Below are 13,487 nucleotides of genomic sequence, written 5' to 3' on the forward strand. Positions count from 1 at the left end.
AAGCCCCGTTCCTATCACCGGAGAAAGTCCCCATGTCCCACGCTGCACCAGCTCACAAGCGCATCCTGCTCAAGCTGTCTGGTGAGGCGCTGATGGGGGATGACGCCTTCGGCATCAACCGTGCCACCATCGTTCGTATGGTGGAGGAAATTGCCGAAGTGACCCGCCTGGGTGTCCAGGTGGCGGTAGTGATTGGAGGGGGCAATATTTTCCGTGGCGTCGCGGGCGGCTCGGTCGGAATGGACCGTGCCACCGCCGACTACATGGGTATGCTGGCCACCGTGATGAACGCGCTGGCGCTGGCCGATGCGATGGACAAACAGGGTCTGGTGGCTCGCGTGATGTCTGCCATTGCCATTGAGCAGGTTGTTGAGCCCTATGTGCGCCCGAAGGCGTTGCAGTACCTCGAAGAAGGTAAGGTCGTCGTTTTTGCGGCGGGTACGGGCAATCCATTTTTCACCACCGACACCGCAGCTGCGCTGCGCGGCGCGGAAATTGGTGCTGAGTTGGTGCTCAAAGCCACCAAGGTGGATGGCGTCTATACTGCCGACCCCCAGAAGGATCCCACGGCCACGCGCTACACGAAGCTGAGCTTCGACGAGGCCATGTCCCGCAATTTGGGCATCATGGATGCGACCGCGTTCGCACTGTGCCGCGATCAGAAGCTGCCCGTGCGTGTTTTCTCCATCATCAAGCACGGCGCATTGAAGCGTGTGGTGATGGGTGAAGATGAAGGCACGCTGGTTTACGCTTGACGACGACGATGGACGAGGTCTGCGCTGGGTGCAGGCCGGCCCCGAGGAGAAAAACATGACGATTCCCGACATCAAGAAAAATACGGAAACCAAGATGGACCAGTCCATCGCGGCTTTCAAGGGTAACTTGCAAAAGATCCGTACCGGTCGCGCCAACCCTGCGTTGCTGGACACGGTGCAGGTGGAGTACTACGGCTCCTTCGTGCCGCTGAGCCAGGTGGCCAATGTGGCACTGATTGATTCGCGCACCATCAGCGTTCAGCCCTGGGAAAAGGGCATGGGCGCCAAGATTGAAAAGGCCATTCGCGAAAGCGATCTGGGGCTCAATCCTGCGTCGATGGGCGACCTGATCCGGGTGCCTATGCCGGCCATGAGTGAAGAGCGCCGCAAGGAAATGACCAAGCTGGCGCGCAACGAGGGCGAGAGTGCCAAGATCGCCGTGCGCAACCTGCGTCGTGACGCGAATGAGTCCGTGAAGAAGCTCGTCAAGGACAAGCTGGTATCGGAAGACGATCAAAAGCGTGCCGAGGCCGACGTTCAAAAATTCACTGACAAACACATCAGCGAGATCGATGCGCTGGTGGCTGCCAAAGAGCAGGAAATCATGGCGGTCTGAACCCCGATTCACGACGGGTCTGATCGTTCAGCATGTCTCTACCGCAGGTGGTGCCACACCACATCGCCATCGTGATGGATGGCAACGGCCGCTGGGCGACGCGCCGGTTTCTGCCGCGTCTGGCTGGCCATAAACAGGGTGTTGATTCACTGCGCCGCTGCGCACGCACCTGTGTGCAGCGTGGCGTGGCGGTGTTGACCGTGTTTGCGTTCTCCTCCGAAAACTGGAACCGTCCTGCCGATGAAGTCTCGGGTCTGATGGAGTTGCTGGCCATGGCGCTATCGCGCGAGGTGCCGCAGCTCAAGAAAGACGGGGTTCGTCTTTATTTTGTGGGCGAGCGTTCGGCCTTGTCTCAGAAGGTGCGGGACGGGCTGGCGCAAGCCGAAGCCGCCACGGCCGACAACACCCGCCTCGTGCTCAACGTGTGTTTCAACTATGGTGGCCGCTGGGACATCGCCCAAGCTGCGGCGTCGCTGATGGCGCGGGGCGAGCCCATCACCGAGGTGAGCCTGCATGGCGCCATGGGCATGGCGCATGTGCCGGACCCCGATCTGGTGATTCGCACCGGGGGTGAAATGCGTATCAGCAACTTCCTGCTGTGGCAGGCGGCATACTCCGAGCTGTTCTTCAGTGATCGGTTGTGGCCCGATTTCGACGAAGCCGCTCTGGACGAGGCGATTGCCGCGTTCAGTGGCCGCCAGCGTCGTTTTGGTAAAACATCCGAACAAATCCTGTCCGCGCATCCCGATCCGATGCCGGGCTGAAAAAGGCTTCATGCTCAAACAGCGCGTCATCACTGCCCTTGTCTTGCTGGCGATTTTGCTGCCGGCACTTTTTTATTCCTCACCCGTCCCGTTCACTGTTGTTGTGCTGGTGCTCATGGCCGCGGGCGCGTGGGAGTGGGGGCGTCTCAGTGGTTTGGGCCAGGCGGGAGCGGTGGCTGTTGGCGCCGGGTGTGTCGCCCTGTGTTGCGCCTCGTGGGCGTTGGGATGGGTCGACCGGTCATTGACCGCCCTGTGGGTTGTGGGCGGCGGGTTGTGGGTGCTGGCGGCGGCCTGGCTTCTCAGGGTCGGGGTGCCGGGCTGGCCGCGTATCCCTGCGGCGCTGCGGCTGGTGGCCGGGGTGCTTGCGCTGTGGCTGGCGTGGCTGGCGGTGGTGCAGGCACGCAATGTAGGCATCAATTTCTTGTTGTCGGTGCTGGTGTTGGTGTGGGTGGCCGATATCTTTGCTTATTTTTCGGGGCGGGCATTTGGCCTGCGGTTCACCAAGGGAAAGCTGGCACCCGCTATCAGTCCCGGCAAAAGCTGGGAAGGGGTGTGGGGCGGCCTTGCCGGTGTTGTGGTGATGGCGTTTGTCTGGGTGGCTGCCGATGGACACTGGCAGGCCGTGGTGCCCAGTTTTTACACGCGCATGGCGCAGCAGGGGTGGTGGTTTTTGGTGCTCGCAGCGCTCTTCATGGTTGCCATGAGCGTGTCGGGTGATCTGGTGGAATCACTCATCAAGCGCAGCGCGGGTGTCAAGGACAGCAGTGGCCTGCTGCCGGGGCACGGTGGTGTGCTCGACCGGGTGGATGCCCTGCTGCCCACGCTGCCCCTGGCGATGATGCTCACGAGCCTGACAACACCATGATGAAACAACGTCTCACTGTTCTGGGATCCACCGGGTCCATTGGCACCAGTACGCTGGATGTACTGGCGCGCCACCCTGACCGTTTTGAAGTTTTTGCGCTGAGTGCGGCCACGCAGGTGGATTTGATACTCGCCCAATGCGCCCGTTTTCAGCCGCGGTTTGCTGTGATGGCCAGTGCCCCCCATGCCGCGCTGCTGGCTGAAAAATTGAAGGCAAATGGCCTTCTAACGCAGGTGATACAAGCGCAAGATGCTCTTGAAATGATAGCATCGAATCCGGACGTCGATGCCGTCATGGCGGCCATTGTGGGGGCTGCGGGCCTGGCGCCTTGTCTGGCGGCTGCACGCGCAGGCAAGCGATTGCTGCTGGCCAATAAAGAGGCCCTGGTGGTAGGAGGCGGCTTGTTCATGCAGGCCGTGCGGCAGGGCGGAGCGACCTTGTTGCCGATCGACAGCGAGCATTCCGCCATCTTCCAATGCCTGCCGGAAGACCCTGCGACTTGGTCTCAGCGTGTTGACAGCATCTTGCTGACGGCGTCGGGTGGCCCATTTCGTCAGCGCGACCCTGCCACTCTGGCCAAAATCACGCCCGACCAGGCCTGTGCGCACCCCAACTTTTCAATGGGCCGCAAGATCTCGGTGGATTCGGCCACGATGATGAACAAGGCGCTCGAGGTGATCGAGGCGCGCTGGTTGTTCGACCTGCACCCGGACCAGATCAAGGTGGTGATCCATCCGCAGCAAATCATCCATTCGATGGTGCAGTTCAAGGACGCTTCGATCCTGGCCCAGTTGGGCACGCCTGACATGCGCGTGCCGATTGCCTGTGGCCTGGCCTGGCCTGAACGTATTGTCAGTGGCGCCAGCACGCTGGATTTTTCAAAACTGAGTGCCTTGGCATTTGAAGATGCCGATGCCATCCGCTTTCCTGGCTTGCACCTTTCGTGGCAGGCGCTAAAGGCCGTGGAGGGCACAACCGCCGTGCTGAATGCCGCCAATGAGGTGGCGGTCGGAGCCTTTTTGTCTGGGCGACTGCGGTTTGACCACATCCATGCCGTCAACCTTGCAACTTTGGACGCGGTCTCACCCTCCAACCCTGATTCGCTGCAGGCGCTGATGGATCTGGACCACCGGGCCCGCGGTGCCGCCGAGCATGTGGCCCACCGTCTGGCTGCCTGAGTGTTTGAGACATCACAGATTTTGCCGCCCATGTTGTTGACCCTCGTTGCATTTGTTGTGGCTCTTGGCCTTCTGATCGCGGTGCACGAGTACGGCCATTACCGCGTGGCAGTGGCTTGCGGCGTGAAGGTGTTGCGGTTTTCTGTGGGTTTTGGAATGCCCTTGCTGCGCTGGCAACCGAAGGGTTCGCCAACCGAATTTGTATTGGGGTCTTTCCCATTGGGCGGGTATGTGCGCATGCTGGATGAGCGCGAGGCGCCCGTGCCCGCTGAAGAGCGCCACCTGGCATTCAATACCCAGCCCTTGCTTTCACGCGCGGCGATTGTTGCCGCCGGGCCCATTGCCAACCTGTTGCTCGCCGTTGTCCTTTATTCCATCGTGAACTGGAATGGTGTCCAGGAACCGCGTGCTGTCTTAGCCAGTCCTGTGGCGGGCTCTGTGGCCCAGGGTGCCGGGTTGCGGGGCGGAGAGGTTGTCGATCAGGCAGCCCTAGGCTCCGATGAGCTGGAGCCTGTCCGGTCATTTGAAGATTTGCGCTGGCTGTTGACGCGTGGTGCTTTGGAAGGTGTAACGGTCCGGCTGGATGTGCGCTCTTCTAACGGCGCGGGGCACCGGGAGGTCTTGCTCGACATGGCCGAAATCAACAGCCGCGAGGCCGATGCCCAGCTTTTCCGCAAGATCGGCATTCTGGGCCCCTGGACACGCCCCGTGTTGGGCGAGGTGATGCCTCAGAGTGCTGCCGAGCGTGCAGGGTTGCGGCAGGGCGATGTGGTTCTTCAGGTAGGTGCCACTGAGGTGGTGGATGGTCAACAGCTGCGCGAACTGATCCGGCAGTCAGTGCGCGGGACCGAGCCATTGGTGCAGCCATGGCGCATTGAGCGCGCGGGGCAGTCCATGACCCTGGACGTGCGGCCCGACGCGGTCGTGGAACCGGCCGCCACGGTGGGGCGCATTGGTGCATACGTTGGGGCGGCCCCCGAGTTTGTGACGGTCGATTACGGGCTGTGGGAAGGTGCGTGGGGCGGCGTCGTCAAGACGTGGGATGTTTCGGTTCTCACGCTGCGCATGATGGGCCGCATGGTGATCGGCGAAGCCTCCCTCAAGAATCTGAGTGGACCGTTGACGATTGCAGACTATGCGGGTCGGTCGGCCAGCATGGGTCTCACTCAGTATCTGGTATTTCTTGCGCTGATCAGCGTAAGTCTGGGGGTTCTCAACCTGCTTCCGCTCCCCGTTTTGGACGGGGGGCACCTGATGTATTATCTTTGGGAGGGTGTCACGGGCAGGGGAGTGTCGGACGCATGGATGGAGCGTCTGCAGCGCGGAGGTGTTGCAGTCTTGCTTCTCATGATGTCAATTGCCCTGTTCAACGATATCACCCGGCTCTTTGGCTAACCTTATGCCGCTTGCCATGCAACAGCGGTTTCCGCTTCACTCATGAAAAAACACATCAATCGCCTGGGCGTGCGTACCGCATCGGCCGTTGCAGCCATGATTTTTGCCGCCAATGCGGCATGGGCTCTGGAGCCTTTCAAGGTGCAAGACATCCGCGTCGAAGGTCTGCAGCGTGTGGAGGCTGGAACCGTGTTTGCATCCATGCCCCTGCGCGTGGGTGACGACTACAACGATGAAAAGGGTGCGGCAGCCATCCGTGCCTTGTTTGGCCTCGGGCTATTCAAGGATGTCCGCCTGGAGGCCACGGGCAATGTCTTGGTCGTGGTGGTGGAAGAGCGTCCCACCATTGCCGATGTCGACTTTGCCGGAACCAAAGAGTTTGACAAGGATGTCCTGAAAAAAGCCATGCGCGATGTGGGCCTCACAGAGGGACGTCCGTTTGACAAGGCCCTTGCGGACCGTGCGGAGCAGGAACTCAAGCGCCAATACATCAACAAGAGCCTATATGGCGCCGATGTGGTGACGACGGTGACGCCTATCGAGCGCAATCGTGTGAATGTGACCTTTACCGTGGTGGAGGGAGAGCCTGCCCGCATCAAGGAAGTGCGCTTGGTTGGCAACAAAGCTTTCAGCGAATCGACACTCAAGGGCCTGTTCGATCAAGACACTGGCGGCTGGCTCAGCTGGTACACCAAGTCTGACCGGTATTCCCGGGCCAAGCTCAATGCTGATCTGGAAACACTCCGCTCGTACTACCTCCAGCGCGGGTACCTGGAGTTCCGTGTCGACTCCACCCAGGTGGCGATATCTCCTGACAAGCAAGACATTTCGATCACGATCAACGTGACCGAAGGCGAGCGTTATGTGGTCTCAGGGGTCAAACTCGAAGGCAACTATCTGGACCGCGAAGACGAATTCAAGTCGCTGGTGACCATTCGTCCCGGGGAGCCCTACAACGCCGATCAGGTCACGGAAACCACCAAGGCCTTTTCCGATTATTTTTCACGTTTTGGTTTTGCCTTCGCCCGGGTGGAGGCTGTGCCCGAAATCGATCGCGAAAACAACCGCGTCAATTTTGTGTTGCAGGCCGAACCTGCACGCCGCGCGTATGTTCGACGCATCAATGTCAGTGGCAACAATCGCACGCGCGATGAGGTGATCCGGCGCGAATTCCGCCAATACGAAGCCTCGTGGTATGACGGGGACCGGATTCGCTTGTCCCGTGACCGCGTGGACCGTTTGGGCTTTTTCACCGAGGTCAACGTTGAGACACAAGAAGTGCCGGGGTCCCCTGACCAGGTGGATCTGGTGATCAACGTTGCCGAGAAACCCACCGGTTCGCTGCAAATGGGTGTGGGTTTCTCCAGCGCTGAAAAAGCTTCGATCTCTTTCGGCATCAAGCAAGAGAACATTTTTGGCTCGGGCAATTACCTCGGCATTGATGTCAACACCAGCAAATACCGCCGCACCTTGGTGTTCAGCACCACCAACCCGTATTTCACTCCCGACGGCATCTCGCGCACTTTTGACGCCTATTACCGTACGGACAAACCATATGAAGACCAGGGTGGCAATTACCAACTGGTGACCAAGGGTACGTCGGTGCGATTCGGTGTGCCTTTCAGTGAGACGGACACGGTTTTTTTTGGCGGCGGGCTTGAGCAAACCACGATCAAAGCCGGCACGAACATACCAGCCACCTATCTCTTCTATGCCGATAAGTTTGGCTACAGCAGCACCTCCATTCCCTTGACGGTGGGTTGGTCGCGCGATGATCGGGACAGCGCCCTTGCCCCTAATTCGGGTCGTTACCAGCGGCTCAACTCAGAGTGGTCGGTGGCCGGAGATGCGCGATACGTGCGTGCCAATTACCAGTATCAGCAATATGTGCCGCTCAACAAGCGCTTCACCCTGGCCTTCAATGGGGAGGCGGGTCTTGGTAAAGGCATGAACGGTCGTCCGTTCCCGGTGTTCAAGAACTTTTACTCTGGTGGCTTGGGCTCGGTGCGAGGCTTTGACCAGGGGACGCTGGGCCCGCGTGATGTAACAGGTGCTTCATTGGGTGGCCCCAAGAAGGTCACGCTGAATGCAGAGTTGATTGCTCCATTTCCCGGTGCAGGCAACGACCGTACCCTTCGAATCTTTACCTTCGTCGACGTGGGGAACGTCTATGGGGAAAATGAGAAAGTCACTTTTAGCGACATGCGCGCCTCAGTCGGTCTGGGTCTGAGCTGGATTTCTCCGCTCGGCCCGCTGCGTTTGGCGTTTGCCCAGCCGGTACGCAAGTTCGCCGGCGATAGAATCCAGAAACTGCAATTCCAGATTGGAACGTCTTTCTAATGAAATCCTTTTCTCGCCATCTTTCTCTGGCCCTCTTGCTCGGCACTCTTGCTGTAGCTGCGCCAGCTCAAGCGCAAGAGTTCAAAGCCGGTTTTGTCAATACCGACCGCATCTTCCGCGAGGCAAACACAGCCAAGGCTGCGCAAGCCAAGCTTGAGCAGGAATTCTCGCGCCGTGAAAAAGAGCTGGTCGATATGGGCACCACCCTGAAGACCGCCACCGACAAGTTCGAACGGGAAGCGCCCACCATGGCTGAGAGCCAGCGCGCCGTCAAGCAGCGCCAGTTGGTCGATCAGGACCGTGACTTTCAGCGCAAGCGCCGTGAGTTCCAGGAAGACCTCAGCGCTCGCAAGAACGAAGAGCTGTCCCAGGTGCTGGAGCGTGCCAACAAAGTGGTCAAGCAAGTGGCCGAGGCTGAAAAATACGACGTGATCCTGCAAGAGGCAGTCTATATCAACCCCAAGCATGACATCACCGACAAGGTGCTCAAGGCCCTGAATGCTGCCCCTGGCACCAAGTAAGTCCCTGCAGGCAGGTGACGCGTGACGGTGCTTCTCGGGCACATTGTTGATGCGCTCGGTGGTTCGCTGGAAGGGGGGGGGCAACACACCCCCATTTCACGCATCGCGCCACTCGATGTCGCAGGCCCAGGAGACCTCAGTTTTCTGAGCAATCCCCGCTACCAGCAGCAACTGGCCGCCTCCCGGGCGGCCTGTGTCATTGTGGCGCCTGCGATGCGCGACGCTGCGTTGGCGCGTGGCGCCTGCATCGTGGCGGACAACCCCTACGTTTATTTCGCTCGCGCCACCCAATGGTGGCGCGAACACACGGCACCCACCCGGCAAGGCGGCATACACGCCAGTGCGGTGGTTGACCCGACGGCTGACGTTCACCCCACGGCCACGATTGGGCCCTTGTGTGTGGTGGAGCGTGGTGCCTATGTGGGCGCCGGAACCGTGCTCAAGTCCCGTGTGACGCTGGGTGAAGGCTGCCGTATCGGTGCGCGCTGCATCGTGCATCCTGGTGTGGTGATCGGCGCCGACGGGTTTGGTTTTGCCCCAGACCATGGCCAGTGGGTCAAGATCGAACAGCTGGGTGCGGTATGCATCGGAGACGACGTCGAAATTGGTGCCAACACCTGCATTGACCGCGGTGCTTTGCTGGATACCGTCATTGAGGATGGCGTCAAACTCGACAACCTGATTCAGATTGGTCACAACGTCCGGATTGGCAAACATTCAGCCATGGCCGGGTGTGTGGGGGTGGCGGGAAGCGCCACCATCGGTGCGCACTGCACCGTCGGTGGCGGTGCCATCGTGCTGGGCCACCTCGAATTGGCAGACAACGTGCACATTTCTGCAGCCACGGTGGTGACCCGGTCGCTGACCCGGCCGGGGCAATACACCGGTGTGTTTCCCATCGACGACAATGCGCGCTGGGAAAAAAACGCTGCGACACTCAAACAACTGCACAGTCTGCGAGAGCGCATCAAGGCGCTGGAGCAGGCTCTTAAAGCAGCCTGAACGGAAGAACAACTCGATGATGGATATCCACGCAATTCTCAAGCAACTGCCACACCGCTACCCATTTTTGCTGGTGGACAAGGTGATCGAGCTTGAGAGCAACACCCGCATCAAGGCCATCAAGAACGTCACGTTCAATGAGCCCTATTTTATGGGCCACTTTCCGGGGCGTCCCGTCATGCCTGGCGTGCTGATCCTGGAGGCACTGGCCCAGGCGGCGGGTTTGCTGGCGTTCGATGCCATGGGCAAGGTGCCCGATGAAAACAATATCTACTATTTTGTCGGGATCGATGGTGCGCGGTTCAAGCGCCCTGTGGAGCCGGGTGATCAGCTGATCCTGTCCATCACGATCGACCGCGTGCGCCGCGGCATCTGGAAGTTCAAGGGCATTGCCAGTGTGGGCGACGAAGTGGCGTGTGAAGCCGAACTCATGTGCACCATGCGCAGCGTGGGCTGAACGGATCTGACGGAGCCCTGTTGGACGTGAGCACTATTCATCCCACTGCCATTGTTGCGGATGGCGCCAGTCTGGACCCTACGGTCACCGTGGGGCCTTATGCCGTCATCGGCGAGCATGTGGTGATCGGCCCAGGCACCACCGTGGGCGCGCATTGCGTCATCGAGGGGCGTACCACGATTGGGGCAGACAACCGCATTTTTCAGTTTGCCTCGCTCGGTGCGGCACCCCAGGATAAAAAATACGCCGGTGAACCCACGCGACTGGTCATTGGCAACCGCAATACCATCCGTGAGTTTTGTACGTTCAACCTGGGCACGACCCAGGACCTCGGGGTGACCACTATCGGGGATGACAACTGGATCATGGCGTATGCCCACATCGCACACGATTGTGTGGTGGGCAACCAGACCATTTTGGCCAACAACGCCACCCTCGCAGGCCATGTGCATGTGGCCGATCAGGCCATCATTGGTGGATTGACCGGCATCCACCAATTCGTCAAGGTGGGTGCCCATGTCATGGCGGGTTTTGCCAGCCACATCTCGCAGGATGTTCCTCCGTACATGATGGTGGATGGCAACCCGCTGGCCGTGCGGGGGCTGAATCTCGAAGGTCTGCGCCGCCGTGGTTTTTCGTCCGCGCGCGTGGCCGCCATCAAGCAGATGCACCGCCTGCTGTACCGCCAGGGCCTCACGCTGGATGCGGCGCGTGCGGCCATAGCGGAGTTGCCCTTCATTCATCCAGAGGCTGCAGCCGACATCGCGCTGATGCTTGCCTTCCTGGATGGCTCCACGCGTGGCGTGGCGCGTTGATGCGCCAGTGATGGGGCGGAGATGATGAATGCTGTTCCCCGTGTTGCCATGGTGGCGGGCGAGACATCGGGTGATTTGCTGGCCGGTTTGCTCATTGACGGCATGTTGGCCCATTGGCCGGGTTTGCAGTCCAGTGGCATCGGTGGCCCGCAAATGGAGCGCCGGGGGTTCGCAGCATGGTGGCCGAGCGAGAAGCTGGCCGTGCATGGCTACAGCATGGAGGTGCTGCGCAGGTTGCGTGAGCTGCTCTCGATTCGCAAACAATTGCGCACCCGCTTGCTGCGCGACCGCCCGGACGTTTTTATTGGGGTAGACGCCCCTGACTTCAATTTGGGCCTGGAAGCGGATTTGCGGGCTGCAGGCATCAAGACCGTGCATTTTGTGTGTCCGTCCATCTGGGCCTGGCGTGCCGACCGCGTCGAGAAGATCCGGCGCAGCGCCGATCACGTGTTGTGCATCTTTCCTTTTGAGCCCGAGCTTCTCGCGCAGCATGGCATTGCGGCCACGTATGTGGGGCACCCGCTGGCCGGGGTGATTCCCATGGTGCCCGATCGTGCTGCCGCCCGTGCGCAGTTGGGTCTGCAGGATTCGGATGAGGTGCTGGCGATCCTGCCAGGCAGCCGGTCCTCTGAAATCCAGTACATTACCCAACCATTTTTTGAGGCTGCAGCGCTTATCCGACAAGCGCGACCAGCTATTAAATTGGTAGTGCCTGCAGTGCCGGCCTTGCGGGCTCGGATTGAACAAACCGCCCACGCCTGTGGTTTGGCAGGTGCTGTGCAGATTGTTGAAGGGCAGTCGCATGCGGTGCTTGCCGCCTGCGATACCACGCTCATCGCCAGTGGCACGGCCACGCTGGAGGCGGCACTTTTCAAGTGCCCCATGGTGATTGGCTATCGGATGCAATCGCTGAGCTGGTGGCTCATGCGCCGCAAGCAGTTGCAGCCTTGGGTGGGTTTGCCCAACATCCTCTGTGGAGAGTTTGTGGTGCCCGAACTGATACAGGATGCCGCGACCCCTCAGGCGCTATGTGCAGCGACGCTCGATTGGCTGGATGCACGGCGGAGCAACGCCCCGAAAATGACCGCGCTGGTGCAGCGCTTTACCGCGCTGCACCACAGCTTGCAGCGCAATACCCCTCAACTGGCTGCCGATGCGATCCAGAAAATCCTTGCCACTGGTGCCTGAGCAATCTTGCCTGCCCTGGCATCCGCCAGGGCTCGTCGCAGGTGTGGACGAAGCGGGCCGCGGGCCACTGGCCGGGCCCGTGGTGGCGGCTGCCGTCATTCTGGACGATATTCACCCTATCGCGGGCCTTGCAGATTCCAAGAAACTCTCTCCCGCCCGGCGCGAGCGGCTCTACGACGAAATCCGTGCCAGGGCGCTGTGCTGCTCCATTGCCGAGGCCAGCGTGGAGGAGATCGATCGGCTCAACATCCTGCAGGCTACGATGCTGGCGATGCGTCGTGCGGTCATGGGGCTGCGGCTCAAGCCCGCGATGGTGCTGGTCGATGGAAACCGACTGCCGCTGCTGGATGTTCAGGCCGAAGCCATCGTCAAAGGCGATGCGCTGGTACCCGCCATCTCGGCGGCATCCATCCTGGCCAAGGTGCACCGGGATCGCTGGTGTGTTCAGGTGCATGAGGAGTTTCCGCAGTACGGTTTTGCAGGGCACAAGGGCTATGGCACGGCCGTGCACATGCAAGCCCTGCGCGAGCATGGCGCTTGTATTCACCATCGGCGTTCCTTTGCACCGGTGGCCCAAAACCTGCTCGTCCGCTGAGTGGGCCTTCACGAAACGACCGATGACTTCAGCGCCCGTTATTGCCATTCATTCCCGCGACAACCCGTTTGTCAAAGACCTGCGCCGGCTGGCGCAAGACTCGACCGCCTACCGCAAGCAAGGCCGCGTATGGCTGGAGGGAGATCACCTGTGCCGTGCGGCGCTGGCGCGTGGTCTGCGGGCATCGGTGGCGGTGTTTTCAGAGTCTTTTTGGCCGCTAGCGCAGGTGGAATATGCGCAAGCTGCTATCAAAACAGTAGTTCTCGCTGATGCATTGTTTGCGGATATCAGCGGCCTGGAGTCCCCCGCGCGCATGGGCTTTGTCATGGACCTTCCCGCACCTGCTGCCCTCCGGCCAGACGCGCCAACGGTGGTGCTCGACCGTGTGCAGGATGCCGGCAACGTGGGCTCCATCCTGCGCAGCGCTTCGGCATTCGGATTCCGGCAGGTGGTGGCCATCAAGGGGAGTGCGGCGCTGTGGTCGCCCAAGGTTTTGCGGGCCGGAATGGGCGCGCATTTTGCGCTGGAGCTGATCGAGGGCATGGAGCACAGTGATCTGGATGGGCTTGGGCTGCCCATGCTTGTCACCAGTTCGCACGAGGGGGATTATTTGCATCGCGCTGCGCTGCCATGGCCTTGTGCCTGGGTTTTGGGGCACGAAGGGCAGGGCGTGTCGCCCGTCCTGGAGGCGCGGGCCAGCTTGCGCATCCGCATTGCGCAGCCAGGCGGCGAAGAGTCACTGAACGTGGCAGCGGCGGCCGCAATCTGCCTGCATGCGAGCGGGGCCGGGCGCTAGGGCGGGGGCGGGTCCGTGAGGGGGATGGGTGGGAAGGGCCGTGCATGGGGCCGTGCAAGGGGCGCTGCGCTTCAGAACGTAAACCGCACACTTCCTCTTCCATCTCAGGGTTTCGGCTTGAAAATCACTTGCTTTCGCTGCAGGGGTATGCGATGCATGCCGCATAGGGCCGAGGTGGGGATGGGTATAATCGGGGGCTT

The 13,487-nt window shown here is 60.5% G+C and carries 14 protein-coding genes; all 14 read left to right on the forward strand.

Features of this window, described 5'->3' with window-relative positions; all coding sequences use genetic code 11:
* The first annotated feature begins 32 nt into the window (after window positions 1-32).
* The 14 genes from pyrH to KI609_RS08860 are packed head-to-tail and all read left to right on the forward strand — an operon-like array spanning window position 33 to window position 13,287.
* Window positions 33-755: a UMP kinase gene (gene pyrH / locus KI609_RS08795; protein WP_056413356.1), complete on the forward strand. Its 723-nt coding sequence runs from the start codon at window positions 33-35 to the stop codon at window positions 753-755.
* 55 nt (window positions 756-810) lie between these two features.
* Window positions 811-1,371: a ribosome recycling factor gene (gene frr, locus KI609_RS08800; protein WP_226449160.1), complete on the forward strand. Its 561-nt coding sequence runs from the start codon at window positions 811-813 to the stop codon at window positions 1,369-1,371.
* A 32-nt stretch (window positions 1,372-1,403) separates the two neighbouring features.
* Window positions 1,404-2,135, forward strand: coding sequence for a polyprenyl diphosphate synthase (gene uppS / locus KI609_RS08805; RefSeq protein WP_226449162.1), 732 nt, complete (start codon window positions 1,404-1,406; stop codon window positions 2,133-2,135).
* A gap of 10 nt (window positions 2,136-2,145) precedes the next feature.
* On the forward strand, window positions 2,146-3,000 hold the full coding sequence (locus KI609_RS08810) for a phosphatidate cytidylyltransferase (RefSeq protein WP_226449164.1): 855 nt from the start codon (window positions 2,146-2,148) through the stop codon (window positions 2,998-3,000).
* Window positions 3,000-4,178, forward strand: coding sequence for a 1-deoxy-D-xylulose-5-phosphate reductoisomerase (gene ispC, locus KI609_RS08815; RefSeq protein ID WP_226450270.1), 1,179 nt, complete (start codon window positions 3,000-3,002; stop codon window positions 4,176-4,178). Before KI609_RS08810 ends, ispC begins: the two co-directional genes overlap by 1 nt.
* Before the next feature lie 30 nt (window positions 4,179-4,208).
* Window positions 4,209-5,573: an RIP metalloprotease RseP gene (rseP, locus tag KI609_RS08820; RefSeq protein WP_226449166.1), complete on the forward strand. Its 1,365-nt coding sequence runs from the start codon at window positions 4,209-4,211 to the stop codon at window positions 5,571-5,573.
* Between the two features lie 42 nt (window positions 5,574-5,615).
* On the forward strand, window positions 5,616-7,913 hold the full coding sequence (bamA, locus tag KI609_RS08825) for an outer membrane protein assembly factor BamA (RefSeq protein ID WP_226449168.1): 2,298 nt from the start codon (window positions 5,616-5,618) through the stop codon (window positions 7,911-7,913).
* Window positions 7,913-8,434: an OmpH family outer membrane protein gene (locus KI609_RS08830; protein ID WP_226449170.1), complete on the forward strand. Its 522-nt coding sequence runs from the start codon at window positions 7,913-7,915 to the stop codon at window positions 8,432-8,434. Before bamA ends, KI609_RS08830 begins: the two co-directional genes overlap by 1 nt.
* 21 nt (window positions 8,435-8,455) lie before the next feature.
* Entirely contained in the window at window positions 8,456-9,436 is a 981-nt protein-coding gene (lpxD, locus tag KI609_RS08835) for a UDP-3-O-(3-hydroxymyristoyl)glucosamine N-acyltransferase (RefSeq protein ID WP_226449172.1), read from the forward strand.
* Between the two features lie 16 nt (window positions 9,437-9,452).
* Window positions 9,453-9,893, forward strand: coding sequence for a 3-hydroxyacyl-ACP dehydratase FabZ (gene fabZ, locus KI609_RS08840; RefSeq protein WP_226449174.1), 441 nt, complete (start codon window positions 9,453-9,455; stop codon window positions 9,891-9,893).
* Between the two features lie 26 nt (window positions 9,894-9,919).
* Window positions 9,920-10,708 (forward strand): acyl-ACP--UDP-N-acetylglucosamine O-acyltransferase, encoded by a 789-nt coding sequence (lpxA, locus tag KI609_RS08845; RefSeq protein ID WP_226449177.1) that lies wholly within the window; start codon window positions 9,920-9,922, stop codon window positions 10,706-10,708.
* Window positions 10,709-10,732: 24 nt separating this feature from the next.
* Window positions 10,733-11,896, forward strand: a complete 1,164-nt coding sequence (gene lpxB / locus KI609_RS08850) for a lipid-A-disaccharide synthase (protein WP_226449179.1) — start codon at window positions 10,733-10,735, stop codon at window positions 11,894-11,896.
* Window positions 11,862-12,491 carry a ribonuclease HII gene (gene rnhB, locus KI609_RS08855; protein WP_226449181.1) on the forward strand — a complete coding sequence of 210 codons (630 nt, stop codon included), beginning with the start codon at window positions 11,862-11,864 and terminating at the stop codon, window positions 12,489-12,491. The genes lpxB and rnhB overlap by 35 nt, the downstream gene beginning before the upstream one ends.
* A gap of 22 nt (window positions 12,492-12,513) precedes the next feature.
* Complete coding sequence (locus KI609_RS08860) at window positions 12,514-13,287, forward strand: TrmH family RNA methyltransferase (RefSeq protein WP_226449182.1); 774 nt, start codon at window positions 12,514-12,516, stop codon at window positions 13,285-13,287.
* The last annotated feature ends 200 nt before the right edge of the window (window positions 13,288-13,487 follow it).

It is taken from the genome of Acidovorax radicis (assembly GCF_020510705.1).
GTDB lineage: Bacteria > Pseudomonadota > Gammaproteobacteria > Burkholderiales > Burkholderiaceae_C > Acidovorax > Acidovorax radicis_A.